We start from the raw sequence: 24079 nt of genomic DNA, 5'->3' as shown, positions 1-24079 counted from the left end.
GAGGCGCTTACAGGCTGGGGGCAAAGGATTCGAACCTCTACAAACAGATCCAGAGTCTGTCGTCCTGCCATTAGACGAGCCCCCAGTATGACCTCTCTCGAGGTATTTCTCCAACCCGCCACTCAGCGGATTGCCAGTGGCGAGGGTGGGATTCGAACCCACAACCAATGGCTTATGAGTCCACTGCTCCACCGTTGAGCTACCTCGCCAGAGCGATGTGTATTTTAAGGCGAAGTGCCCAAAATGTCAATTCTTCGGCGGTGATTTTTGATGACTTTCTAACGAATAGGCAATGGGTTCAACATCGTTGCGGTAATTTTCATCCATCCGTTGCATTCCACGCGGGTAATAAAAGGTTTCCCTTAACTGGGGAGTGACCATTCCGGGGCGCCGATATCCCCTATACGTTCCCCAAAACTGCATTAAACGGAACCAGAATATTGAAGGGATATCTCGATATGGGACTTTTTGCTTCAATGCGTGCCACACATCATAAAAGATGTTTTCCACACTGAGGCGAAAAAAATCGTAAAGGCTGAAGTGCGCCTCTGGAAAGATGCGTTTAAATGCCATGCCTTCCCGGCGGTATCGGTTGTAAACCCCTCTGGGTGTTTCTCGATGGATATGGACAATTTCCGCTTCTGAGACATAAGCCACAATATAACCTTGATTGAGCAACCACTTTGCCCAGGCAACATCTTCCAGCCCGGTAAGGGATTCATCATAAGGATGACGTTCCCAGAGGGAACGACGAATAGCGGCGTTCGCATTGTTACAAAACGGCGTGCTCTGCTGGAAATTGCTCCTTTCGGGGTACCATTGATAAAAAATTTGTTTTTCTGAGAATTTGGCAGTTTCAGGGCCACGCTGTTTTCCATAAGTCAACCCCACCTGGGGATTGGTAAATGGTTCCAGCAACCTTTCCAGCCAATCCGGATAAACAGGGTACACATGCGCACTGGCAATTACCACATATTCACGGGTTGTTGCTGAAATTCCCACATTGAGCGAGCGGCCAAAAGTAAATTCTTTCGAAGAAATATGGCAGATTCTGGCTCCGAAAGATTGAGCAATGCTCACGGTGGAGTCTGTAGAACCTGAATCCACCAGAATAATTTCTACATCCTGAATGGTCTGGCGACGAATCCCTTCAAACAATTTGGGTAAATGTTCTGCTTCATTAAAAGCGCGGATCACAATGGAGCACTTCACAGGCACCACCTGCACAAACAAGTTAAAAAATTCGAGACAACCCCTCTTGATAAAGATTCAGGTTGTCTCTAAAAGTCATACTGATGGGGTGCCTGGACGGTTTCGAACCCTCAACCTCTTGATCCACAGTCAAGCGCTCTGCCATTGAGCTACAGGCACCATATTTTGCGCAAATTATTTTATCACACCCTTTCGCTCTGTGCAAGAATCTGGCGAATACGCTCACCTACTTGCTCTACAGAGACAAGTTCCTGATTCCTCTGAGCGAGGTCTTTCAGGGCTACCTGACCAGCAGCAATTTCATCTGGGCCATAAATCACTGCAAACCGGATTCCGTTACGATCAGCAAATTTCAACTGCTTTTGGAGTCTGGCAGATTCAGGGTACCAGACAACCTTCAGCCCCTGCTCACGCAGACGAGCCGCCAGAGAGAAGGACTGTGGTAGTCGCTCCTGATCAAACACAGTGACTAAAATCTGGGCAGGTGAGGTTTCAAATGCCGGCAGTTTGCCATATTTTTCCAACACCAGGGTGATCATCACATCGCCCATTGCAAAACCTACCCCCGGGAGAGGATCTCCACCGACATTGGCTACCAGATTATCATAATGCCCGCCTCCCAGGATGGAACGCCCGCCATCCAAATCCTTAGCCTCAAAGACTGTGCCGGTGTAATAATCCAAACCACGAATGATCTGGGGAGCAAACTCCACGTATTCACGGATCCCCATCGCCTCCAGAAGTTCAAACACCCGCTTCAGTTCGTCTGAAGTTTCCCAGAGAGATTGATTGGAGAGCAACTCCTCAATTCCAGACAACTGTTCTGCAGTCAACCCCAATTCCAGGGCATACTGCCGCCATTCCTGCAAAGGCAATTTTTCCTTACGATCAATCAAACGAAAGACCGCCCGCTTTTGTTCTTCGCGAATTCCCAGTTTTTCCAGTTGAGCATCCATCAAACGACGATTGTTAATCAGCAACTTTACCTGCTCGGGAGACAACCCAACCCGTTTGAAAAATTCCACAGCCACAGCCAGCAATTCTGCATCTGACTCAATGGACTGGGAGCCAATCATATCAATATTCCACTGGAAAAACTCGCGGGTGCGTCCCTTTTGAGGACGTTCATAACGCCAGAAGGGACCAAAGGACCACCATCGTAAAGGATATACCAGTTCATTCTGGCGCTGTGCCACCATGCGCGCTAATGTGGGTGTTAATTCCGGACGCAGGGCAATGTAGTCTCCGCCACGATCCTGAAATACAAACGACTGTTCATTAACCAGTTCTTCTCCCGATTTTGCTGCATACAAATCAACCCGTTCCAGGAAGGGACCTTCATACTCCTGATAACCAAATTTTTCTGATACTTCCCGAATTTTTGCATACAGCCAGTTTCGAATTGCCATTACTTCCGGGTAGAAGTCCCGGGTTCCTTTAACAGAAGGCACGATTGTTTTCATATCCTCCACTCTCCTGCCCCCGATTTTAACATGGAAACGATGGGTTTCATGCCTTTCCCAATCAATCTGGTGTAAAATCATTAAAAACTTCCAACAGGCGTTCATATGAATCTCAACGAATTATCTGGATTGATTAACGGCAAATTCCTCAACAATACAAAGCCATCCATGAAAGAAATCAAAGGGGCTTTTGCGGCAGACTTAATGTCGGATGTGCTGGCAACTATCCAACCTCATGCAGTGCTTATCACAGGATTGTGCAATCCGCAGGTAGTCCGCACTGCAGTCATGGCAGATGTCACCGCTATTGTGCTTGTTCGAGGAAAACAACCCCCTCAGGAAACAATTGATTTAGCCGATGAAGAAGCGATCCCCCTCATTTCAACCCCGCTTGGGATGTTTGAAGTGTGCGGGAAATTGTACGTAGCCGGTGTGTCGAGTCTGGAACAGGTGATACACCCAGATGATTGTGACTGCGGATAATTGAATCATGAGTGATAACTCAAACCCTCAAAGAATTCTCACCGATCAAGATATTCAACAGATTACCCGCGCGGAAGAACTTGCCTATGAGTTAAAAGTTGAAGAGGTGATGAGTCGGGATGTTCAATGTCTGCATCCCGACATGTTGATGCATGATGCTTTAGAGTTATTCCGCACAAAACGGATTTCAGGCGCACCAGTCACCTGCGATTCTTCCCTCTGTGGCGTAGTCAGTATGGAAGACTTGATTCGCTGCCTCTTGAAACAGGATCTGGATGCGCGCATCTCCGATTACATGACCCCCAATCCTTTCTTCATTCACCCACAGGATCCTGTAATTGAAGCCTTGAAGCTCTTCGTTTCTACCCGACATGGCAGATTACCTGTAGTTGACCAAGATCGTAAGGTTGTTGGCATTCTGACTAAAGGCGACATTACAGCAGGGCTTCTTCGTGCTCTTCAGAAAGACTTCCATGCAGAAGAACTTCGACGGTATCGAGCCAGTCATTTATTTGAAGATATTGTTTCCGACCGTACCAGCCTTATTCTCCGATACCAGATCAAACCCAGAGATTTCAGCCATGGAGGCGCCGCTTCCAGCAATATCAAGCGGGCATTACTTCGGCTCGGGGCGACGCCAAACATAGCGCGACGGTGTGGCATTGCCGCTTATGAAGCAGAAATGAACCTCATCATCCATACCACCAACGGAGGAATGATTCGGGTGGAAATAGAACCTCACCAGATTACTATCGAAGCCTCCGACGATGGACCTGGTATCCGTGATATTGACCTGGCAATGCAACCCGGATATTCCACAGCAAGCGAAGAAATTCGCGAACTGGGCTTTGGAGCAGGGATGGGACTGGTCAATATCAAGCGCTGTGTAGATCAATTCCGTCTGGAATCGACCTGGGGAAAAGGAACGCGCTTGAAAGTCAGAATATTTATGAAACCTGAAGAATCTGCGGCTTAAATAATCATAAGGTCAAACAGGAGAATCCATGAATCTAACCCTTGGAGAGATTGCAAAAGCCCTCAACCTTGAACTGCTGACACAATCGAAAGATTGGGAAGAAATCCGTCCCTCTGCCGGGTATACCTCGGATATGTTGTCCTGTGTCATGGCTGGTGCTCCCCATCGGGGGATCTGGATCACATTACAAGCCCATATGAACATCATCGCCGTTGCCGCATTGTTAGAACTCTCTGCGGTGATCATCACCGAAGGAGCACAGCCTGAACCCTCTACCATTGAAAAGGCCAATGAAAAAGGAGTAATTTTATTCTCGACAAAAGAGGGCTCCTTTGAGGTGGCTGGACGGTTATGGGAGATGGGGTTGAGGGCAATGCCTCCGGAAGAATAGAATTTCCCATGAGTGACTTCCTGCGGGCAGAATTTCATGTTCATACTGTCCTTTCTCCGTGCGCGGATATTGAAATGATCCCGCCGTTGATTGTTGAGGAAGCCTTACGGAAGAAAATTCACATTCTTGCCATCACAGACCACAACCACACTGCAAACATAGAAGCCGTTCAAAAAGCGGCAAAAGATACTCCACTAAAAATCCTCCCCGGTATGGAATTACAAACCTCCGAGGAAGTGCATGTATTGTGCCTGTTCGATGAACTGGATCAGGCTCTTGCCTTTCAGAAAATCGTTGATGCCCATTTGCCCAACATTGAAAATAACATCGAATACTTTGGGGAACAATTTGTTGTAGATGAGACCGGTGATTTCATCCGCAGAGAAGAACGCCTGTTGCTAACCTCCACTACACTGACCCTTCATCAAGCATGGGAGGAAGTCCAAGCACTGGAAGGGCTGTTCATTCCCGCACACGTCAATCGGCAAGCCTTTGGATTGATCCCCATACTGGGGATGATCCCCCTGGATACCCCTATTGAAATTGTGGAAATCTCCCGGCATCTCCCGGTGGAAAAAGCGGCAATGCTATTCCCACAAATCCAGAATCTCCCTTTGATTCAAAGCGGCGACGCCCATTTTCTGGAAGATATTCTTGGATGGAATTATCTGAGCATACCCGAAATATCCTTGAAAGATATTTCCGAAGCCATCAAGAGCCTTTGTCCTCAAAAGCACCAGATTATTCCGGATTGATGTCTGGAGGAATACCTGAATTGACAAGTCTCATTTGTTTATATGACATTTGATAATTGACCATTCTGGTTTTCAAAGGGTAAACTCATGTAGGTTTCCAGGAAATATTTATATATTTTGTATCTAATTTATGCATTCGGAGCAAAGTATGCTGAGAACCGTTACCGTACCAGAAAACGACCCTGTTGCCATCGAAGAGAAACGCGCCATTATTGATCAGATTTTAGAGCAAAACAAACATTTGCCCGGCGGTTTAATGGTGATTCTCAATGAGGTGCAAAGCCAGATTGGCTTCATCTCCGAACCCATGCAACAATACATTGCCAATAAACTTCACGTGCCTGTGAGTACAGTTCATGGCGTGGTCTCTTTCTATTCCTTCTTTACCACCACTCCCCGGGGAAAACACACTATCAAATTCTGCATGGGCACAGCCTGTTATGTAGGCGGAACCCCCCAACTGATTGAAAAAGCAAAACAGATTCTGGGAATTGACCCCGGTGAAACCACTCCCGACGGTCAGATTACCCTTGAATTATGCCGGTGCGTTGGGGCTTGCAGTCAGGCACCTGTGATTGTGGTGGACGAAGAAATTCAGGGGCGCGTTCGTCCAAACAAGTTCCCGCAATTGCTTCGTTTGATTCAAGACGAACAGAAAGAAGCGTGAAAGAACTGGCTTTACATTTACTGGATATCGCCCACAACAGTGTTTCAGCAAACGCTCGAAACATTACGATTGAGGTTAAAGAAGATACAAAATCAGATTTGCTCACCCTGGTAGTGAAAGACGACGGTAAAGGTATGGATGCCCAAATGGTTCAACAGGTGATCGATCCATTTGTAACCACCCGAACCACCCGCAATGTAGGGCTGGGCATCCCCCTTTTGAAAGCCGCTGCCGAAGCGTGCGGTGGAAACCTGGAAATCCACTCCACCCCGGGAAAAGGGACTGAGGTGAAAGTAACGTTTCAACGCAGTCACATTGACCGAATGCCCTTAGGAAATCTTGCTGAAACTTTCTTCTCTCTTGAAGTGGGATGTCCGGAAGTCCACTGGACGTTTATATACGAAGTGGATGAACAAAAATTTGAGTTTGATGATACATTGGTTAAACAGGAACTTGGTGATGTGCCTTTGACAGATCCACTTGTTTTAAATTATCTGCGCAAGGAATTTGAATCTGGTATTAAGGCACTCCAGGCGTCCTATTCAGAAATCTCATAATCATGAGGAGACATGTATGGACAGGGTAAAAAGCCTTGAGGATCTGAAAAAATTGCGGGAACAGGCCTTGGAAAAGCGGAAGGTAAAAACCGCTTCAGGGGAGGTTCAGATTATTGTGGGAATGGGCACTGTGGGCATTGCTGCGGGAGCCCGTGAAACTCTAAAAGCCATCCTTGAATTCATTGAAAAAGAAAATCTTTCCGGAATTACAGTCAGACAGACGGGCAACATTGGCTGGGATTCATACGAACCGATTGTTCAGGTTGTTATTGGAGAACAGCCAAAAGTCACTTATGGAAAGGTGACTCCTGATGCTGCCATTCGCATTATGAAAGAGCATGTCCTGAACGGACAGGTGGTAAAAGATCATTTATTAGAAGGTTAAGGATTTACCGCCTTGTCCTGATCCTAAAAGAATAGAAGGTGGTTTATGGCATTTTACCGATCACATGTACTGGTGTCGGTGGATCCTGAGTGCGTGAAGCGAGGGGCACATCAAATTATTGATGCCTTAAATGATGAGTTAGTAGCACAGGGGCTCATCGACGAAATTCAGGTTTTAGAGACATCGCGAATTGGCGACCCCGTCTTATTTGGTCCCGACATGATTGTTTACCCTGAAGGGGTACATTATGCCTGCTTAAGCCCCGATGATATCCCTTATCTGGTAGAGGAGCACTTCTTAAAGGGGCGGATTGTTGAAAAATTCCGCGCTCAAGAGAAAAAAGTGGTAGATGAAGAACTGGGTGCTCCCAAAGCCAAAGAGGTGCGGGTCGTCTTGCGCAATTGCGGAGTCATTGACCCCAATAACATCGAGGATTACATTGCAGAAGATGGTTACATGGCGCTGGCAAAGGTCCTCTCAGAAATGACCCCGGAACAGGTCATTGATGAGGTAACCCGTTCGGGTCTGAGGGGTCGTGGAGGCGCAGGTTTCTTAACGGGACGGAAATGGCAGTTCTGCCGAAACAGTCAGGCAGACATGAAATACGTGGTCTGTAACGCGGATGAAGGCGATCCAGGCGCTTTTATGAACCGCCGGGTGCTTGAATCTGATCCGCATTCAGTGATTGAAGGAATGATCATTGCCGCATATGCTATTGGCGCAAGGCAGGGATATATCTACTGTCGTGCTGAGTATCCATTAGCCGTAAAGACTTTGAACATTGCTATCAAACAAGCCCGAGAATTTGGTTTCCTGGGAGAGAATATCCTCGGAACAGGTTTCTCATTTGATCTGGAAGTTCGGCAGGGTGCTGGCGCATTTGTGTGCGGCGAGGAAACCGCTCTGATGGCTTCTATCGAAGGACGCCGGGGAGAGCCACGTCCCCGTCCTCCTTTCCCCGCCGTCTCCGGTTTGTGGGGCAAACCGACGAACATCAACAACGTGGAAACCTATGCCAACGTTCCCCAGATCATTCTTAGAGGCGCAGACTGGTTTGCCAGCATGGGAACTGAAAAAAGCAAAGGCACGAAAACCTTTGCCCTGGCAGGCGATGTGAAACATACCGGGCTGATTGAAGTTCCTTTAGGTATTACTCTACGCGAAATTGTTTACGATGTTGGCGGTGGCATCAAAGACGATAAGGGGTTCAAAGCCATCCAGACGGGTGGTCCCATGGGTGGATGTTTGCCGGCAGAATTTTTAGACCTGCCAGTAGATTATGAGTCCCTGACCCAGGCTGGCTCGATTATGGGTTCAGGGGGCATGGTGGTCATGGATGAAGAAACCTGCATGGTAGATATTGCACGATTCTTCATGGAGTTCACCCAGGAAGAATCGTGCGGAAAATGCACCCCCTGCAGAATTGGAACCCGCCGATTGCTGGAAATTCTCACCCGCATTTGCGAAGGGAAAGGGGAAGACGGTGATATCGAGCGGCTGGAAGAATTGTGCGAACAAATTCGCACTGCAAGTTTGTGCGGGCTTGGGCAGGGTGCACCTAATCCGGTTGCCAGCACGTTGAAGTACTTCCGCCACGAATATGAAGCCCATATTTACGAGAAACGTTGTCCAGCAAAAGTATGCCGGGCGTTAATCGCATATGAAATCGTGCCTGAAGCCTGCACAGGTTGTACGGTCTGCGCGCGTAACTGTCCGGTCAACGCCATTACCGGCGAAAGACGGCAGCCCCACAAGATTGACCCAGACATCTGCGTACGGTGCGGAATTTGTATGCAGGTGTGCAACTTCAATGCGATCGTTGTCAACTAAGGACCCAGCGAAGGCGCTCAAAAAGGGCGCCTTCGTGCTTTTTTCCAATCACCATGTTTTCGTCGGGAGGAACAGGCTCATGACAAACGAACAACCTCATGGAAAAAACATCCTCGAAATTGTTAAACACGTGGTAGAAGTTCATGGCAAAACGCGCGAAGAACTCATCCCTATTCTGCAGGACATTAATAAAGAATACGGGTATATCCCTTCTCAAGGGCTGGAAGAAGTTGCCCGACTCCTTCAGATTCCGAAAAGTCAGGTGTTCTCAGTGGCTACTTTCTACCACATGCTCAATGTTAAAGAGATGGGGCGCCATATCATTCTGTTCTGCGAAAGCGCCCCCTGCCATGTGGTTGGCGGACGCGAAGTGTGGCGACGCCTGAAACAGGAATTAAAAATTGATGCCGGTGAAACCACACCGGACAAGAAATGGAGCCTGGTTACAGTGTCCTGTTTAGGAGTTTGCGGTGTGGGACCTGTAATTGTCATTGATGAAGACCTGTATGGAAATGTAACCCCTGAGATGATCCCCGACATCTTGGCGCGATATAACTAAGGAGGGTGCCGTGAAAATCTATCGTTCGATGGTTCTCATCTCCAGCGACCCCAAAAGCATGCTGTATGGTGCGGAAGAAGTATTCCAGCGCTTTCAACAGGAAATTGAAGCCAAAGGATTACAGGATGAAGTGCAAGTATCCATGGTAGGCGATCTGGGACGACATGAAGTCCACCCGGTTGTCATTGTTTATCCTGAAGCAGTATTGTACGGACCTGTGAAGCCCGAAAACGTACCTCTTATTGTTGAAGAGCATCTCTACAAAGGGCGGGTTGTTCCTGAATTGCAACTTTCGCCCCAGGAATTAAGCGGACGGATTGCCTGGTTAACTGCCCGAAAAGGGACGCTTCCTGCTGAACAGCGCATCGTGCTGGAACGCGCCGGAGTGATTGACCCTACAAATATTGAAGATTACATCCTGCATGATGGATACGCCGCCCTCGGTAAAGTGCTCACTTCAATGAAGCCAGAGGATGTCATTGCCGAGGTTCAAAAATCCGGGCTGAAAGGACGCGGCGGCGCGGGTTTCCCAACGGGGTTGAAGTGGTCATTCGTTGCAAAAGCCCCCGGAGGCAAAAAATACGTCATTTGCAATGCAGATGAAAGTGAACCGGGTACTTTTAAAGACCGGGTTATCCTGGAAGGGGATCCCCATGCAATTCTGGAAGCCATGGCAATTGCCGGCTATGCGGTGGGAGCCGATGAAGGCTATATCTATGTGCGCGGGGAATACGCCCTGGCGCAGGAACGCCTGAACGTCGCCATTGCTCAGGCAAAAGAATATGGTTTCCTGGGGAAAAATATTTTTGGTACCGATTTTCACTTCGAAATTCATATCCACTCCGGCGCGGGAGCGTATATTTGCGGCGAAGAAACAGCCCTGATTGAGTCTATTGAAGGAAAACGGGGAGAACCGCGCGCCCGTCCACCCTATCCAACCACGCATGGTTTATGGGGAAAACCTACTCTGGTCAACAATGTTGAAACACTGGCAAATATTCCTCCCATCCTGCGCAACGGTGCCGAGTGGTATCGGAAATTTGGCACTCCCAGCAGTCCCGGAACCAAGGTTTACACCATTCTGGGCAACGTGAACAACACGGGGTTGATTGAAGTTCCCATGGGAATCACCCTCCGGGAAGTGATCGCTATTTACGCCCGGGGGATGAAAAACGGTCGCACCTTCAAACTGGCTCAGACGGGTGGATCTTCAGGGTCTGTCATTCCAGCCAGCCTTCAGGATACTCCCATGGATTTTGATTCCTATAACAAAGCCGGGGTATCTCTTGGTTCAGGAGCATTGCTTATTTGCGATGAAGACACCTGTGTTGTGGATTTAGCCAAAGTGCTGGTGAACTTCTTCCGGAAAGAAAGTTGCGGAAAGTGCACCCCCTGCCGAATTGGCACCTATCGGGCATATCAAATCCTGCAACGCATTTCTGAAGGTCAAGGGGTGCTCAAAGATCTGGATGAACTTTTAAGTCTGAGTGATAACCTGGTAAATCTGTCTAATTGCGGACTGGGACAAACAGCGGCAACGCCGATTAAAGACATCCTGAAGTACTTCCGCGCCGAAGTAGAAGCCCACATTCGTTTAGGTGTCTGTCCGACCGGCGTGTGTACCATGGTGCCAGAAAAGAGTCCTCAGGAAGCATAAGGGCAAAGCATTTGAATGAGAGCCCCGCTCATGGGGCTCTTCTTTTTGCATGACAATTTTCGATTGGGATGATGACACACTGCACTTTAGAAACTGCCTTGATAATGATAAAAACGCTTCAGAATGAATTTGCAGTCTACAAACCTTACTGAAATCTTTCAGAGCATTCCTCTCTTCCATGGATTCTCTTCGGAGATTCTCTTCAAGCTGGCACAAATCAGCCATCTTCGCGAGATTCCGCCGCAGGAAATTCTGTTTAAAGAGGGCGATGTAGATCGAACCCTGTATATTTTGCTGGATGGAGAAGTAAAACTCTCGTGTTACGCCCCCGGTTATGGTGAGGTGATCATTGCAAAGGCAGAACCTCTGGATATCATTGGGTGGTCTTCCATGACCTCAATGATTCGTCAGCGACTTGAGACTGCCCAAAGCATTCGCCGGAGCACCGTGCTTTGCATTAATGCTGAAGCGCTACAAAAAATTTGCGATGAAGTTCCCTCCGTAGGATACCAGATCATCCAAAGAGTTGCCAACCTTGCGGCAACTACCTTAATGCAAAGCCGCATCAATTTATTACAGGTGATTCGAGAACAAGCCTCACAAATTCATAAAGAGGATACACTGGAATTTTCAGAATAATTACAGGTATAATCACGTTGTGCACGAATTATCGGTAACCGAACATATCCTTAACCTCTCGCTCCAGTATGCAGAGCAACATCACGCCACCCGGGTAACAGATATTTATCTGGTTATCGGGCGGTTGTCCAGCATTGTAGACGATTCCATTCAGTTCTACTGGGACATCATCAGCCAGAATACTCTCTGTCAAGGCGCCGTTCTTCATTTTGAACGAATTCCCGCCCAGTTATTGTGTCTGGATTGTGAATATACCTATGAGATTCCTGCAGATTTAACCCCCTGTCCAAGCTGCTCCAGCACAAGGATTAAAGTATTACAGGGAGAAGAGTTTTACCTGGACAGTATTGCAATTGAAACGGCTACGGAGGAAAAATGAGCAATCGAGTCACTGTTGTGGAAAATATTCTCAGCGCAAACGATCAGGTGGCACACCTGAACCGAAAATTACTGGATGACCGGAAAATTTTCTCTATCAACCTGATGGCATCTCCCGGTGCAGGGAAAACCTCCTTTATTTTACAAACCATCAAAGCCCTTAGCCCTTCATTTCGAATTGGTGTGCTTGAAGGGGATACTGCACCGGTCACCATTGACGCCGACAAAGTCAACGCAGTGGGCATTCCTGCTGTACAGATCAACACCGGCGGCGATTGCCATCTAGACGCTATCATGGTGAGCAAAGGACTGGAAAAATTACCCCTGGAGCAACTGGATGTCGTGATCATTGAAAACGTGGGAAATCTGGTCTGTCCAGCGGCTTTTCAACTGGGTACTCACATTAATGTGCTCATTGCTTCGATACCCGAAGGAGACGATAAGCCGTACAAATACCCTGCGATCTATCGAGGCATCCAGGTTTTGATTATTAACAAAACCGACCTTATGCCGTATGTGAATTTCAATATGGATTACTTCCGGCAAGGAGTGGAGATGCTAAATCCAGGTCTGGTAACATTCCCGGTTTCCTGCAAAACAGGTGAGGGAATTGAAGAGTGGGTGCAGTGGCTCTCTGCTCAAATTCAAACGAATCGCTCATGATTGACACAGATCTTTATTGTGTGAAAATATTAGTCAGGGGCATAGTGCAGGGAGTAGGCTTCCGTCCCTTTGTCTATCAGGAAGCGGTTAAAAATTCTTTGACTGGATGGGTTCGAAACACCTCCAGTGGGGTGGAAATTGAAATATGCGGCACTCGAAAATGCGTGGAACAGTTTCTCCACACATTGCAGAATAATCCCCCTCCCCTGGCACGGTTAGACCACATCAAGGTAACCGAAACCCATCCCAATGGGGCTACTGAATTCCTGATTCTGGAGAGTGCAGATTCCGAGAGCCAGTTTCTACCTGTATCGCCCGATATCAGCATTTGCGAAGACTGTCTGCGAGAATTATCTGACCCAAACGATCGCAGGTACCGCTATCCGTTTATCAACTGCACCAATTGCGGACCGCGATTTACCATTATCAAGGGCATCCCTTATGATCGCCCTAACACGACCATGGCTTCTTTTGATCTGTGCCCTGCATGCCAGGAGGAATACACTAATCCTCTGGATCGGCGGTTCCATGCCCAACCCATCGCCTGTCCTGAATGCGGCCCGTACCTCTGGTTAGAGGTGAAAGGTCAGCGGGTTGCGGAGAGAGAAGATGCTCTCCAGAAAGCCCGTCAACTTCTCAAAGGAGGAGCCATTGTTGCGATTAAGGGACTGGGAGGGTTCCACCTGGCCTGCGACGCTTCAAACGAAAAAGCTGTGAGGGCCCTGCGCAACCGCAAAAAACGGAGTGATAAACCCTTTGCTGTCATGGTATTTGATCTTTCCAGAGTGGAAAAGATTGCTGAAATAAACGAAGAAGAAAAGGCTATCCTCCTCTCGCGCCAAAAACCCATCGTTTTATTGCGTAAGAAAAAAGATGCGCGAGTGGTGCAGGATGTTTCTCCGGATGTGGATACCATTGGTGTGATGTTACCCTACACGCCGTTGCATTATTTGCTTCTAGAACCAGGAGAAGGTTTCCCTGAGGTGCTGGTAATGACCAGCGGCAATCTCAGCGAAGAACCGATTGCCTACGAAGATGAAGAAGGGCTCACTCGCTTACAAAACATCGCCGATGCGTTTTTGTTGCATAACCGACCAATTCATATGCGGGTAGATGATTCTGTAGTGGCCGTTTCGGCAGGCGGTTTTCTTCCCATACGTCGGGCGCGAGGATATGCTCCCGACACGATATCTCTCCCATTTCACTTTCCACCCATTTTAGCGGCGGGAGCAGAATTGAAAAATACCTTCTGTCTCACTCGCGAACGGTATGCGTTCCTGAGCCACCACATTGGAGATATGGAGAATCTGGAAACGCTCAATTCTTTTGTAGAGGGGATCGAGCATTACCAGAATGTCTTTAAAACAGTTCCCGAAGTCCTGGCTTGTGATTTACACCCCGATTACATGGCCACACGATACGCAGAAGCCCGTAGCGAACGGGAAAACCTCCCATTAATTCGTATTCAACACCATCACGCCCATCTGGCCTCCTGTCTGGTGGAACATCAATGGGACACGGATGATCCTGTCATTGGATTAATCTTTGATGGCACCGGGCTGGGTGAAGACCGCGCTATCTGGGGAGGTGAAATTCTGGTCGGTGGGTACAGCGGATATCATCGCCGCTTCCATCTGGAATATATTCCGTTGCCGGGTGGTGATGCATCGATACGAAAACCTGCCCGTACAGCGCTGGCGCATCTCTGGCATGCCGGCATTCCATGGGAAGAACATTTACCGCCCTGCTCAGCTCTGTGTGGAGATGAACTGACTTTGCTTCATTCGCAACTGAAACACCGAATTAATGCCCCATGGACTTCAAGTATGGGCAGGCTCTTCGATGCTGTTTCATCCTGCATCGGATTACGGCATGAAGCCAGTTATGAAGCCCAGGCTGCTATTATGCTGGAAACCATATGCGATCCCAAGGAAACGGGTACATATTCCGTCATCCTACAAGAGGATGAGATAAAATTAGGCACATTATGGCAAGAGATACTGAACGACTGGCTGGCCGGCACCCCACCTTCGACAATCTCAGCAAAATTCCACAACTGGGTAGCAACAGTTGCCCTCTACGCCAGTGAAACCATCCGTTCAGAAACCGGAATCAATACGGTAGCCTGTTCAGGTGGTGTATGGCAAAATCGAGTTCTGGTTCAAAAAGCCAAAACGCTTCTTGAACAACATGGGTTCAGGGTTTTCTTCCACAAGATTGTCCCTCCAAATGACGGCGGGTTATCGCTGGGACAGGCGGCAATTGCGGGATGGAAAGCCACGAAGAGAAACGGATAAGGAGAAAAAATATGTGTCTGGGAATCCCGGGAAAAATTGTTGAAATTTATCAGCAAGGCGGGTTGAAAATGGGAAAAATTGATTTTGGAGGTGCCATTCGGGAAGCCTGCCTTGAATCTGTTCCTGAGGCAGAGATTGGCCAATACGCCTTAGTGCATGCGGGATTTGTCATTACCCTGTTGAGTGAAGAGGAAGCCCGCGAGACTTTACAATTACTCAGTGAAATCTCCGCTCTGGATGAAGAAGAAAACCTATGAGTGATATCAACCTTCCATTCCGAGATCATCATCTCATTCAGGGAATCGTAAGGCAGATTCAACGCACCGTTAGCAAACCATGGGTATTGATGGAAATTTGCGGCGGGCAAACGCATGCCATTCTCCGCTATGGAATCGATCAGGTTCTTCCTCCCGAAATCGAACTGGTTCATGGACCAGGATGCCCTGTGTGTGTAACTCCACTGGAACAAATTGACAAAGCCCTGGCAATTGCCAGCCAGAAAGATGTCATTTTTACTTCTTTTGGCGATATGTTACGTGTCCCGGGTAGTTCGGATGATCTCTTTTCCATACGAGCCAGAGGAGGAGATGTCCGGGTAGTATACTCCCCCATTGATGCGGTACAGATTGCCCGGGAAAATCCGGATAAACAAGTGGTGTTTTTCGCAATTGGATTTGAAACCACTGCACCCGCAAACGCAGCGGCAATCCTTCAGGCGCAGGCACAAAACCTTGGAAATTTCTCTCTGCTGGTCTCTCAAGTTCGCGTTCCCCCTGCCATGCATACCATCCTGAGTTCCCCCTCCAACCGGGTTCAGGGGTTTCTGGCGGCAGGACATGTTTGCACGGTGATGGGTTACTGGGAATATGAACCCATTGCAGAAAAGTATCAGGTGCCTATCGTCGTGACCGGTTTTGAACCCGCGGATATTTTGCTGGGCATTTTAAAAACCGTTGAATTGCTGGAAAACGGCAAAGCGGAAGTGTATAACGCTTACCCCCGTGCTGTTCAGCGAGAAGGAAATCAACCTGCACAAAGAATGATTGATCAGGTATTTATGCCGGTGGACCGAAACTGGCGCGGTATCGGTCTCATTCCGCTAAGCGGCTGGGGGTTGCGCGAAGCCTACAAAAAATTTGACGCAGAGCACCGCTTCCAGGTTGGGCATATTCAGACTCACGAATCGCCCCTCTGTATTGCCGGCGAAATCCTTCAGGGGGTTAAGAAACCCCATCAATGTTCTGCCTTTGGTACACAGTGCACTCCCGAACATCCATTGGGGGCCCCAATGGTTTCAGCTGAGGGCGCTTGTTCTGCATTCTATCGTTACTCCAGGATTATCAGGTCATGAACGACTTAAACGAGAGTCAACAACTCCCTGATTATCAGGGGCTAGCCTGTCCCTTGCCTCTACCGCATAACGAACAAATTGTTCTCGGGCACGGGAGCGGCGGTAAAATGACCCACGATTTAATTCGCAGGGTCTTTCAAAAATACCTTTCCAGTCCTGCTCTCCTTGCAGGGAATGACTTTGCAAGGCTGGCTTTGCCTGAACTTCCTGAAAGCCAGGGAAAACTGATTGTCTCAACTGATTCCCATGTGGTTTTCCCCCTGTTTTTTCCGGGCGGAGACATCGGACGCCTGGCTGTCGCTGGCACAGTCAATGATGTTGCTGTTTCTGGCGCCACTCCATTGTACTTAACAGCCTCTTTCATCCTTGAAGAAGGCTTTCCTGTGGCATTGCTGGAGCAGATTCTCGCTTCGATGCAAAAAACTGCCGAAGAAGCCGGCGTGACATTTGTCGCCGGGGACACTAAAGTGGTCGAACGAGGCAAGATGGATGGAGTATTTATCAATACTACCGGATTCGGGTGGTTGCCTTCTGACTGCGATATCCATGGAGCCAATGCCCAACCAGGCGATCTGGTGCTGATTTCGGGTACAATGGGAGACCATGGTATGGCAATCCTGACCGCGCGGGGAGATTTGGGAATTCAAAGCCCCATTCAATCTGATGTCGCTCCCCTCAACCAACTGATTAAACAATTGCTGAAAGCAGCACCTCACACTCATGTCCTGCGGGATCCCACCAGAGGTGGAGTGGCAACAACCCTCAATGAGATTGCCTCACAAAGTCAGGTGGGCATCCTGCTAGATGAGATGGCATTACCGGTCAATCCAGCAGTACGTTCCATGTGTGAAATGCTGGGTTTTGACCCCCTCTATGTTGCCAATGAGGGCAAGATTCTCGCCATTGTGCCAGAAAGTGAAGCGCACACCGCTTTGGAGGCGCTACGAGAGCACCCCCACGGCGCTCAAGCCCAGATCATTGGAAAAGTAATTGCCGAGAACCCCGGCAAAGTCCTGATGCGTACCGTTATCGGTTCAACCCGCATTGTTGAGAGTCTTTCTGGAGAAATTCTACCGAGAATCTGCTGAAAAAGATCGAAAAAAGGCCTGGTATAATTAAATTCCAATTCTTCTTAAGGAGAGAACCATGAAAATTGAATACCACGAAACAACGAACGATTTGCAAACTCGCATCAATATTCACAACCAGTATGGCGCAAAAGACATTGATGCATGGATGCTGGACATTCTTCCCTTACAAAAGGGAATGCGTATCTTGGATGTAGGCTGTGGGGCTGGAAAACAATGCTTTTCTTTTTACGATTTTCTTGGTGGGGAAGCCTCTATTCTGGGTGTAGATATCAACGAAGAATTGCTTGGGCAAGCGCGCCAGATCGCAGAGAAAACCAATCGCAAGGTCGAATTTTCCGAATTGAACTTCAATGAGGTATTTCCTCTGGATAGCAATCAATTCGACCTGGTATCTTGCTGTTTCGCCATTTACTATGCAGAAAATATTCCTTTTACTATTGAACAAATGCACCGGGTACTGAAACCTGGCGGACGGTTGTTCACAACCGGGCCAATGCCCACCAATAAGCAAGTCTTTTACGACATCATTCGGGAAGCCACTGGAAAACCCATTCCTCCCATGCCGGGAAGTTCCCGCTACAGCACGGAAATTTTCGGCGCGATTGAAAAACTGTTCTCGAAGGTTGAGACACATATTTTCGAAAATCCTCTTACCTTTGAGACTGTCGAACCTTTCCTTGCATACACGCGTGCATCTCTCTCCGAAGATCGCAAGCTGTGGAACAGCCTCTTTAATACCAAAGAGGAATTTGAAACCATCATGAAGCAAATTGAGCAGGTTGCCAGAGCACGTATTGAACGCGATGGAAAACTGGTTATGACCAAGGTGGTAGGCGGATTTATCGCTACGAAGTAAATCACGATGAACAACGACATGATCTTTTATGGGCGCCGGGTTCTCTTCCTGGGTGCACATCCAGATGACATCGAACTGGGATGTGGGGCATTGATTGCGCATATCGTTCCCCACACCGAAATTCGCTGTGTAACCCTCTCGGACAACCAGAAAAATCCCGCCCTGAAAAATCTGGTCGAAGAACATTATCGCAGCATGGATGTTCTGGGCGTTCCCAGGGAATGGGCGATTTTGGGTCCGTTCGAAACCCGGCGATTTCCCCATTATCGGCAGGAGATTCTGGAATACTTACTGGATTGGAATCGCAAATTCCAACCCGATATCATTTTCGTTCATACCAGAGCCGACATTCATCAGGACCACGGCACAGTCACCGAAGAAGCATTGAGAGCCTTCAGAGGAAAAACTGTGCTGGGCTTTGACGTGATTCGCAGCAGTTACGGCTTTTTCCCCAGTTTTCTGGTAGAAGTCAGCCAGCAGGATGTCGATCGAAAGATTCAAGCCCTTGCTGAATATAAAACCTACGCTGAGAGGTACTACTTTAATCCAGAGATTACCCGTGCAACGCTCATTCGAAACGGTGCCATCTGCGAAAGACCGTATGCCGAGGGGTTCGACATATTGAGAATTGTTGGAGCCTTTGGCTGTAAGGAAATGCTGAACGCATGCGAAGAATAACAAAAAAGGCGGCTTTAGCCGCCTTTTTTTACTTTTTCCAGTCAATATTAATACTTGGATTTTCTAGGAAACCCCAGTTCAATCCATCCGTTGACAACGCGCACCGGGAATGAAAGCGTATCTTCAACAGCAGGCAGGGAAAGCGCTTTGCCATTGCGAATATCAAATCTGGCGCCATGGCGGGGACATCGGATGCAGTAGCCGTCCAGTTCACCCTCTCCCAGAGGACCATCATCGTGAGTACAGACATCCCCAATGGCATAGAATTGCCCGCCTACATTGAACAGAACAATGGGTACGCCTTCTACTTCGACAAACAAACGTTCTCCAGGGGGAAGTTCAGATTGCTCAACGATTTGCAAAAATTCAACGTTGGAAGAGTCATTCATATCACTCAATACCCTCGCCAACAAGATCATCGGGTGCTTCGCCCAGTCCGTACACTCCGGCTTTCAAGACTTTTAAAGAAAGCAAAGCACACTTTAACCGCACCGGTCCCAGTTCAATTCCCAGAAGGTCAAGCACATCCTCTTTAGTAAGAGCCTTGACCTCGTCCAGGGATTTTCCAATGATGGACTCGAGCAGGAGATCTGCTGATGCCTGAGAAATCGCGCATCCATGTCCACTGAAAGCCGCCTCGGTAACCCTATTCTGGTCATCCACCCGCAAGTCTATTCGGATATGATCTCCACAGAGCGGGTTTTCATCCTCAAAGCGGATATCGCATGGATCCAGTTCCCCTTTGTAAAGAGGATTTTTATAACGCTCGATGATTACTTCCCGGTATAAATCATCCATAAAAGAGCCTATCCAAAGATTGTGAGGATTTTTTCCAGCCCAGCCACCAGTAGATCCACTTCTTCTTTACGGGAATACAGGTAGAAACTGGCACGAGTGGTGGCGGGAATGTGGAATTTCTCATGCAAGGGCATGGCACAATGGTGCCCTGCGCGCACAGCAATCCCGTCCTGATCGAGAATCTGGGCCACATCATGAGGGTGTACGCCTTGCATGGTGAATGAGATGACCCCCCCTTTATGTGAGGCATCAGGGCCAAAGATCTTCAAACCAGGAATTTCAGATAACCGCTCTAAACCATAAGCGGTAATTTCCTGCTCGTGAGCAAGAACCCAATCCATACCGATTTCCTGGAGAAAATCCACGGCGGCTCCCAAGCCAATGGCTTCCGCAATGGCTGGTGTACCGGCTTCAAATTTATGCGGAAGGGTATTGGGTACAAAATCACGGAGGAGCACCTTTTTAATCATGTCACCGCCACCCAAGAATGGAGGCATTTTTTCCAGCAATTCCTGCTTTCCGTAAAGAACGCCAATGCCGGTGGGACCGCACATTTTATGCCCGGAAAAAGCCATGAAGTCCACATCCAGATCCCGCACATTGACTGCAAAATGAGGAACTGATTGGGCGCCATCTATAAGTGTCAAAGCCCCTGCTTCATGAGCAAGGCGAATCATATCCTTTGCAGGATTAATTGTGCCCAATACGTTGGACATATGGGTAAAAGCCACCAGTTTGGGGCGTAATTCCAGTAATCGCCGGTACACATCCAGATCCAACAGGAAATCTTCCTGTACGGGAATAAATTCCAGCCTGATGCCTTTTTCAGATGAGAGAATCTGCCATGGAACAAGGTTGGAATGATGTTCCATCTCGGTCAGGATTATCACATCCCCGGGTTGTAAAAATTTTCTGCCCCAGGAATAGGCAACAAGGTTAATGGCTTCTGTCGTGTTGCGTGTAAAGATAACCTCTTTAGTGGAGGATGCGCCGATAAATGAAGCGATTTTCTCACGGGCTTTTTCATAAGCCGCCGTGGATTCTTCTGCCAGAGTGTGGACTCCGCGATGAATATTGGCATTCATTAACTGGTAAAACCGCTGCATGGTCTCAATGACCTGCAGCGGCTTTTGTGAGGTTGCCGCCGAATCGAGATAGATCAGCGGCACCCCTTTCCGTACCTGACGATGGAGGATGGGAAATTGTCTGCGAATTTCTTCAACAGATAGCATAACCTAGAAGTCCTTTGTGTAGTCTGTGCGCCCCGGGCCCTTCTTTTCGCCAGGGAATCGCACGTGTGGAGAATTGACCGGATACCAGAGGATATGGTCAGGAACCATCCATCCATCGGTCAGAAAAACGTTGGAACGGAATTGAATGGCAACCATTTTGGCATCTACCTGAACCACAATGCCCTTCAGCCAACCGCGAATGCGCTGGCCTCCCTTTTCGTGGTCACAATAGACTTCTACAACATCCCCAACCTCATAGGTCTTGCTGGTTTCAGGCGGTTTCATGTATGAAAACTGTGCCATAATTTACTTGCTCCTGGCAAAGTTATTAAGCCAGACAATTATACAATATTAACGACCCATTTGCTCATCGAAGACGCGCATTTTTTCAGCAATCGTCCTCTGGAAGCGCTGTCGTACGCCTTCAAATGGGATGCGTTGCATAATCGGATCAAAGAAGCCTTCTACAATTAACCGCTCTGCAAGTGGACGGGGAATGCCCCGCGACACCAGGTAGAAAATCTGGTCCTCATCAATTTTGCCTACCGTTGCGCCGTGGGTACAGCGAACATCATCCGCCAGAATCTCCAATCCGGGGATGGAATCGGCTCGGGCTTTTGGACTGAGCACCAGATTGCGGTTTGCCTGATAGCCATCCGTCTTTTGAGCACCAGGGGCAACGTAAATCATTCCCTGCCACACTGACCGCGATTCCTGAATCAGTGCTCCTTTGAAAAGCAAATCGCTGGTTGTGTGAGGGGCTAAGTGATTTTGCTGGGTATCATGGTCAAGGTGCTGGTCATGATCGGTGAAGTAGAAGCCGGACATCTTACCAGTACTTCCTTCGCCAACCAGATTAATTTCCGAGAAGTTCTTGGTCAAATGACTGCCAATAGCGCCAAAAATCCAGTCCAGATTGCCATCACGGTCCACCAGCGCTCGCTCGTGGGTAAAATTCCAGACATGCTCACCCCAACTCTGTAATTCAACAAAAGTTAATTGAGCCGACGGACCCACATAGAGTTCGACAATCCCTGCATGGAGAGACTGATCCATTTCGGTTGGGGAGGCAGACTCGTGTACGTAAGTTACCGAAGCCCCTTCTTCAAGGTAAACAAGGATGTGAGAGATATGCGCCAGTCCAATTCCCGGTCCCCACAACAGGCTGTGCAAAGGTGTCTGCAGATGAACGTTGCGAGGTACATACAGGAATACCCCGGTTTGTGCCAATGCCCCTGCCAGAGCAGCGAATTTCCCATCGGACGTTTGTACAGCCTTTCCGAGGATTTTTGTCACCAGGGAAGGATGCTCCTTCAAAGCCGTCTGATAATCGGTAAAAATCACACCCTGCTTTTGCAATTCCTCATCCAGGAAAACGCGGGCGCCACCGGGGAACAGGACAATTTCCCCCCCGTGTTCACCATCTGCCAGAGGTTGAAGAAGGTCATCCGGAGGAGGAGTCAGATCTTTGTATTCTTCTTTGCGAGGCAAGCGGAATGTATCGGCTTTTAAACCTCGTATATCCGTCCTGCGCCATGCTTCTTCCTGAACAGAGGGCATGGGAAGATTTTTAAAGTGTTGCCAGGCTTGTTGACGATATGCAACCAAATCAGGATGCGGTAAAGACAAATCTACCGCACTCTCGTCAAATTGAAATTCCCTGGGTTTCGCAATATCTGCCCGACGAGTCCGGGTAATGATTCGCGGTGTTTCCTGCATTGCCATGATTCTTCCTCCCTTAACCGATTGAGCCTTCCATTTGCAACTGAATCAGCCGATTCATCTCTACGGCATATTCCATGGGGAGTTCCTTGACCAGAGGCTCAATGAATCCCGAAACAACCATGGTGGTGGCTTCTTCCTCGCTCAATCCACGGCTCATCAGGTAGAAGAGTTGCTCTTCTCCGACTTTGGAAACCGAAGCCTCGTGTCCAATGGTGACATCATCTTCATCAATTTCAATGTACGGATACGTATCTGAGCGAGATTTGTCATCCAGAAGCAGAGCATCACAAACCACGTTGGAGCGGACTCCAGCGGCGCCTTTATACACCTTCAACAGACCGCGGTAAGAAGTACGCCCGCCACTCTTGCTGATTGACTTCGAAGTAATCTTACTGCTGGTGTGAGGCGCAAAATGAACCACCTTACCGCCCGCATCCTGATGTTGTCCTTTTCCTGCAAAGGCAATGGAAAGAATTTCCCCTCGAGCACCGGGTTCCATCAGGTAACAGGAAGGATACTTCATGGTCACCTTGGAACCAAGATTGGCATCAACCCATTCCATGACCCCATCTGCGTAGACTACCGCACGCTGAGTGACCAGATTGTAAACGTTATTGGACCAGTTCTGAATGGTGGAGTAACGCACACGCGCTCCGCGCTTTACCACAATTTCAATCACCCCGCTATGGAATGAATCAGTGGTGTATTGAGGCGCCGTACAACCTTCCACGTAATGAACCTGGGCACCTTCATCTGCAATAATCAGGGTGCGTTCAAACTGCCCGATGTTTGCAACGTTCAAACGGAAGTACGCCTGAAGCGGTAAGTCCACCTTGACCCCTTTTGGCACATACACAAAAGACCCACCAGACCAGACCGCACTGTTCAAAGCGGCAAATTTGTTGTCTTCAATGGGAACCACCGTGCCAAAGTATTCGCGAAAGAGATCAGGATGCTTACGCAAGCCGTCTTCAATGCTCAGGAAAATCACCCCTTGCTTTTCAAGGTGTTCCTGAATACTGTGATATACCATTTCAGATTCATACTGAGCGCCTACACCCGCAAGGAATTTTTGTTCTGCTTCCGGGATCCCCAAACGGTTGAAGGTTTCTTTGATGGTAGCAGGCACATCATCCCATGTACGTCCTTCTTTGTCGGTAGGCTTGACGTAGTAATAAATATCATCCAGATTCAGGTCACTCAAATCAGCCCCCCATGTGGGCATGGGACGCTTCAAGAAATGCTCCAGGGCTTTAAGGCGGAATTCAAGCATCCACTGCGGCTCTCCCTTCATGTGGGAGATTTGTTCCACGACCGTCCGGCTCAGCCCTTTTTGACTCTTGAAGACATAAGTCTCCGGATCGCTGAATCCATACCGATATTCATCCAGCGCCTCTAAAAAGTCATTTTGCGGGGAGTTCGACATATCAACCTCC

Annotated in this window: 27 protein-coding genes and 3 tRNA genes; 19 read left to right on the top strand and 11 right to left on the bottom strand. The window is 48.5% G+C overall.

Features of this window, described 5'->3' with window-relative positions:
- Window positions 1–14 precede the first annotated feature (14 nt).
- The 5 genes from LHF31_RS09110 to hisS all read right to left on the bottom strand — a co-directional run bounded on the left by LHF31_RS09110 (window position 15) and on the right by hisS (window position 2675).
- Window positions 15–85: transfer RNA gene (locus LHF31_RS09110), tRNA-Gln, on the bottom strand.
- A gap of 52 nt (window positions 86–137) precedes the next feature.
- A tRNA-Met gene (locus tag LHF31_RS09105) sits at window positions 138–209 on the bottom strand.
- A 37-nt stretch (window positions 210–246) separates the two neighbouring features.
- Complete coding sequence (locus LHF31_RS09100) at window positions 247–1212, bottom strand: glycosyltransferase family A protein (protein WP_298005192.1); 966 nt, start codon at window positions 1210–1212, stop codon at window positions 247–249.
- An 84-nt stretch (window positions 1213–1296) separates the two neighbouring features.
- Window positions 1297–1371, bottom strand: a tRNA-His gene (locus tag LHF31_RS09095).
- Between the two features lie 23 nt (window positions 1372–1394).
- Window positions 1395–2675 (bottom strand): histidine--tRNA ligase, encoded by a 1281-nt coding sequence (gene hisS, locus LHF31_RS09090; protein ID WP_298005196.1) that lies wholly within the window; start codon window positions 2673–2675, stop codon window positions 1395–1397.
- Between the two features lie 105 nt (window positions 2676–2780).
- Here hisS and LHF31_RS09085 point away from each other — a divergent pair, with 105 nt between their 5' ends.
- From LHF31_RS09085 to LHF31_RS08995, 19 genes are all read left to right on the top strand, one after another.
- Window positions 2781–3158: a DRTGG domain-containing protein gene (locus LHF31_RS09085; protein ID WP_298005199.1), complete on the top strand. Its 378-nt coding sequence runs from the start codon at window positions 2781–2783 to the stop codon at window positions 3156–3158.
- A 7-nt stretch (window positions 3159–3165) separates the two neighbouring features.
- Window positions 3166–4134: a CBS domain-containing protein gene (locus LHF31_RS09080; protein WP_298005202.1), complete on the top strand. Its 969-nt coding sequence runs from the start codon at window positions 3166–3168 to the stop codon at window positions 4132–4134.
- A 28-nt stretch (window positions 4135–4162) separates the two neighbouring features.
- A complete protein-coding gene (locus tag LHF31_RS09075; protein WP_298005204.1) occupies window positions 4163–4525 on the top strand; it encodes a DRTGG domain-containing protein in 363 nt (120 codons plus the stop codon).
- 8 nt (window positions 4526–4533) lie between these two features.
- The gene (locus tag LHF31_RS09070; protein WP_298005207.1) at window positions 4534–5280 is read left to right on the top strand and encodes a PHP domain-containing protein; all 747 of its coding nucleotides are present in this window, start codon (window positions 4534–4536) and stop codon (window positions 5278–5280) included.
- 148 nt (window positions 5281–5428) lie between these two features.
- Window positions 5429–5947: an NAD(P)H-dependent oxidoreductase subunit E gene (locus LHF31_RS09065; protein WP_298005210.1), complete on the top strand. Its 519-nt coding sequence runs from the start codon at window positions 5429–5431 to the stop codon at window positions 5945–5947.
- Window positions 5944–6504, top strand: a complete 561-nt coding sequence (locus LHF31_RS09060) for an ATP-binding protein (protein WP_298005213.1) — start codon at window positions 5944–5946, stop codon at window positions 6502–6504. The genes LHF31_RS09065 and LHF31_RS09060 overlap by 4 nt, the downstream gene beginning before the upstream one ends.
- Window positions 6455–6889 carry a ferredoxin gene (locus LHF31_RS09055; RefSeq protein WP_303774150.1) on the top strand — a complete coding sequence of 145 codons (435 nt, stop codon included), beginning with the start codon at window positions 6455–6457 and terminating at the stop codon, window positions 6887–6889. Before LHF31_RS09060 ends, LHF31_RS09055 begins: the two co-directional genes overlap by 50 nt.
- Before the next feature lie 45 nt (window positions 6890–6934).
- On the top strand, window positions 6935–8719 hold the full coding sequence (nuoF, locus tag LHF31_RS09050; protein WP_298005218.1) for an NADH-quinone oxidoreductase subunit NuoF: 1785 nt from the start codon (window positions 6935–6937) through the stop codon (window positions 8717–8719).
- A gap of 79 nt (window positions 8720–8798) precedes the next feature.
- Entirely contained in the window at window positions 8799–9278 is a 480-nt protein-coding gene (nuoE, locus tag LHF31_RS09045) for an NADH-quinone oxidoreductase subunit NuoE (RefSeq protein WP_298005221.1), read from the top strand.
- 10 nt (window positions 9279–9288) lie between these two features.
- Window positions 9289–10935 (top strand): NADH-quinone oxidoreductase subunit NuoF, encoded by a 1647-nt coding sequence (nuoF, locus tag LHF31_RS09040; protein WP_303774149.1) that lies wholly within the window; start codon window positions 9289–9291, stop codon window positions 10933–10935.
- A gap of 123 nt (window positions 10936–11058) precedes the next feature.
- Complete coding sequence (locus LHF31_RS09035; RefSeq protein ID WP_298010113.1) at window positions 11059–11574, top strand: Crp/Fnr family transcriptional regulator; 516 nt, start codon at window positions 11059–11061, stop codon at window positions 11572–11574.
- Between the two features lie 19 nt (window positions 11575–11593).
- Window positions 11594–11953 carry a hydrogenase maturation nickel metallochaperone HypA gene (hypA, locus tag LHF31_RS09030; protein ID WP_298010115.1) on the top strand — a complete coding sequence of 120 codons (360 nt, stop codon included), beginning with the start codon at window positions 11594–11596 and terminating at the stop codon, window positions 11951–11953.
- Window positions 11950–12615, top strand: coding sequence for a hydrogenase nickel incorporation protein HypB (hypB, locus tag LHF31_RS09025; protein WP_298010117.1), 666 nt, complete (start codon window positions 11950–11952; stop codon window positions 12613–12615). Before hypA ends, hypB begins: the two co-directional genes overlap by 4 nt.
- A 20-nt stretch (window positions 12616–12635) precedes the next feature.
- Window positions 12636–14912: a carbamoyltransferase HypF gene (gene hypF, locus LHF31_RS09020; protein ID WP_303774148.1), complete on the top strand. Its 2277-nt coding sequence runs from the start codon at window positions 12636–12638 to the stop codon at window positions 14910–14912.
- 11 nt (window positions 14913–14923) lie between these two features.
- Window positions 14924–15169, top strand: coding sequence for a HypC/HybG/HupF family hydrogenase formation chaperone (locus tag LHF31_RS09015; RefSeq protein ID WP_298010122.1), 246 nt, complete (start codon window positions 14924–14926; stop codon window positions 15167–15169).
- Complete coding sequence (gene hypD / locus LHF31_RS09010) at window positions 15166–16263, top strand: hydrogenase formation protein HypD (protein ID WP_298010125.1); 1098 nt, start codon at window positions 15166–15168, stop codon at window positions 16261–16263. The genes LHF31_RS09015 and hypD overlap by 4 nt, the downstream gene beginning before the upstream one ends.
- Window positions 16260–17351 carry a hydrogenase expression/formation protein HypE gene (gene hypE, locus LHF31_RS09005; RefSeq protein ID WP_298010127.1) on the top strand — a complete coding sequence of 364 codons (1092 nt, stop codon included), beginning with the start codon at window positions 16260–16262 and terminating at the stop codon, window positions 17349–17351. The genes hypD and hypE overlap by 4 nt, the downstream gene beginning before the upstream one ends.
- A 58-nt stretch (window positions 17352–17409) precedes the next feature.
- Window positions 17410–18210: a class I SAM-dependent methyltransferase gene (locus tag LHF31_RS09000; protein ID WP_298010129.1), complete on the top strand. Its 801-nt coding sequence runs from the start codon at window positions 17410–17412 to the stop codon at window positions 18208–18210.
- Between the two features lie 6 nt (window positions 18211–18216).
- Window positions 18217–18888 carry a PIG-L deacetylase family protein gene (locus LHF31_RS08995; RefSeq protein WP_303774147.1) on the top strand — a complete coding sequence of 224 codons (672 nt, stop codon included), beginning with the start codon at window positions 18217–18219 and terminating at the stop codon, window positions 18886–18888.
- Window positions 18889–18935: 47 nt separating this feature from the next.
- Here the strand turns inward: LHF31_RS08995 and LHF31_RS08990 are convergent, their stop codons facing one another.
- From LHF31_RS08990 to sufB, 6 genes are read right to left on the bottom strand one after another with little or no spacing between them, the layout of a single operon-like run.
- Entirely contained in the window at window positions 18936–19277 is a 342-nt protein-coding gene (locus LHF31_RS08990; protein ID WP_298005247.1) for a non-heme iron oxygenase ferredoxin subunit, read from the bottom strand.
- Window position 19278: 1 nt separating this feature from the next.
- Complete coding sequence (gene sufU / locus LHF31_RS08985; protein WP_298005250.1) at window positions 19279–19686, bottom strand: Fe-S cluster assembly sulfur transfer protein SufU; 408 nt, start codon at window positions 19684–19686, stop codon at window positions 19279–19281.
- An 8-nt stretch (window positions 19687–19694) separates the two neighbouring features.
- Window positions 19695–20918 carry a cysteine desulfurase gene (locus LHF31_RS08980; RefSeq protein ID WP_298005253.1) on the bottom strand — a complete coding sequence of 408 codons (1224 nt, stop codon included), beginning with the start codon at window positions 20916–20918 and terminating at the stop codon, window positions 19695–19697.
- Window positions 20919–20921: 3 nt separating this feature from the next.
- Window positions 20922–21221, bottom strand: a complete 300-nt coding sequence (locus tag LHF31_RS08975) for a hypothetical protein (RefSeq protein WP_298005257.1) — start codon at window positions 21219–21221, stop codon at window positions 20922–20924.
- 48 nt (window positions 21222–21269) lie between these two features.
- Window positions 21270–22643 carry a Fe-S cluster assembly protein SufD gene (gene sufD / locus LHF31_RS08970; protein ID WP_303774146.1) on the bottom strand — a complete coding sequence of 458 codons (1374 nt, stop codon included), beginning with the start codon at window positions 22641–22643 and terminating at the stop codon, window positions 21270–21272.
- A 13-nt stretch (window positions 22644–22656) separates the two neighbouring features.
- Complete coding sequence (gene sufB / locus LHF31_RS08965) at window positions 22657–24069, bottom strand: Fe-S cluster assembly protein SufB (RefSeq protein ID WP_298005740.1); 1413 nt, start codon at window positions 24067–24069, stop codon at window positions 22657–22659.
- Window positions 24070–24079: the final 10 nt, after the last annotated feature.

It is taken from the genome of Anaerolinea thermophila (genome assembly GCF_020723905.1).
In the GTDB taxonomy this organism is placed as follows: domain Bacteria; phylum Chloroflexota; class Anaerolineae; order Anaerolineales; family Anaerolineaceae; genus Anaerolinea; species Anaerolinea thermophila_A.
This window is presented reverse-complemented; position numbering and strand designations above follow the sequence as displayed.

Coding starts and splice junctions, on each gene's coding strand:
- hypE (WP_298010127.1), top strand. CDS start 16,260: ATGAACGACTTAAACGAGAGTCAACAACTCCCTGATTATCAGGGGCTA.
- LHF31_RS09015 (WP_298010122.1), top strand. CDS start 14,924: ATGTGTCTGGGAATCCCGGGAAAAATTGTTGAAATTTATCAGCAAGGC.
- LHF31_RS08975 (WP_298005257.1), bottom strand. CDS start 21,221: ATGGCACAGTTTTCATACATGAAACCGCCTGAAACCAGCAAGACCTAT.
- sufU (WP_298005250.1), bottom strand. CDS start 19,686: ATGGATGATTTATACCGGGAAGTAATCATCGAGCGTTATAAAAATCCT.
- LHF31_RS09000 (WP_298010129.1), top strand. CDS start 17,410: ATGAAAATTGAATACCACGAAACAACGAACGATTTGCAAACTCGCATC.
- nuoE (WP_298005221.1), top strand. CDS start 8,799: ATGACAAACGAACAACCTCATGGAAAAAACATCCTCGAAATTGTTAAA.
- LHF31_RS08990 (WP_298005247.1), bottom strand. CDS start 19,277: ATGAATGACTCTTCCAACGTTGAATTTTTGCAAATCGTTGAGCAATCT.
- hisS (WP_298005196.1), bottom strand. CDS start 2,675: ATGAAAACAATCGTGCCTTCTGTTAAAGGAACCCGGGACTTCTACCCG.
- sufD (WP_303774146.1), bottom strand. CDS start 22,643: ATGGCAATGCAGGAAACACCGCGAATCATTACCCGGACTCGTCGGGCA.
- hypD (WP_298010125.1), top strand. CDS start 15,166: ATGAGTGATATCAACCTTCCATTCCGAGATCATCATCTCATTCAGGGA.
- LHF31_RS09065 (WP_298005210.1), top strand. CDS start 5,429: ATGCTGAGAACCGTTACCGTACCAGAAAACGACCCTGTTGCCATCGAA.
- LHF31_RS08980 (WP_298005253.1), bottom strand. CDS start 20,918: ATGCTATCTGTTGAAGAAATTCGCAGACAATTTCCCATCCTCCATCGT.
- LHF31_RS09085 (WP_298005199.1), top strand. CDS start 2,781: ATGAATCTCAACGAATTATCTGGATTGATTAACGGCAAATTCCTCAAC.
- LHF31_RS09080 (WP_298005202.1), top strand. CDS start 3,166: ATGAGTGATAACTCAAACCCTCAAAGAATTCTCACCGATCAAGATATT.
- LHF31_RS09075 (WP_298005204.1), top strand. CDS start 4,163: ATGAATCTAACCCTTGGAGAGATTGCAAAAGCCCTCAACCTTGAACTG.
- hypB (WP_298010117.1), top strand. CDS start 11,950: ATGAGCAATCGAGTCACTGTTGTGGAAAATATTCTCAGCGCAAACGAT.
- sufB (WP_298005740.1), bottom strand. CDS start 24,069: ATGTCGAACTCCCCGCAAAATGACTTTTTAGAGGCGCTGGATGAATAT.
- LHF31_RS08995 (WP_303774147.1), top strand. CDS start 18,217: ATGAACAACGACATGATCTTTTATGGGCGCCGGGTTCTCTTCCTGGGT.
- LHF31_RS09070 (WP_298005207.1), top strand. CDS start 4,534: ATGAGTGACTTCCTGCGGGCAGAATTTCATGTTCATACTGTCCTTTCT.
- nuoF (WP_298005218.1), top strand. CDS start 6,935: ATGGCATTTTACCGATCACATGTACTGGTGTCGGTGGATCCTGAGTGC.
- LHF31_RS09035 (WP_298010113.1), top strand. CDS start 11,059: ATGAATTTGCAGTCTACAAACCTTACTGAAATCTTTCAGAGCATTCCT.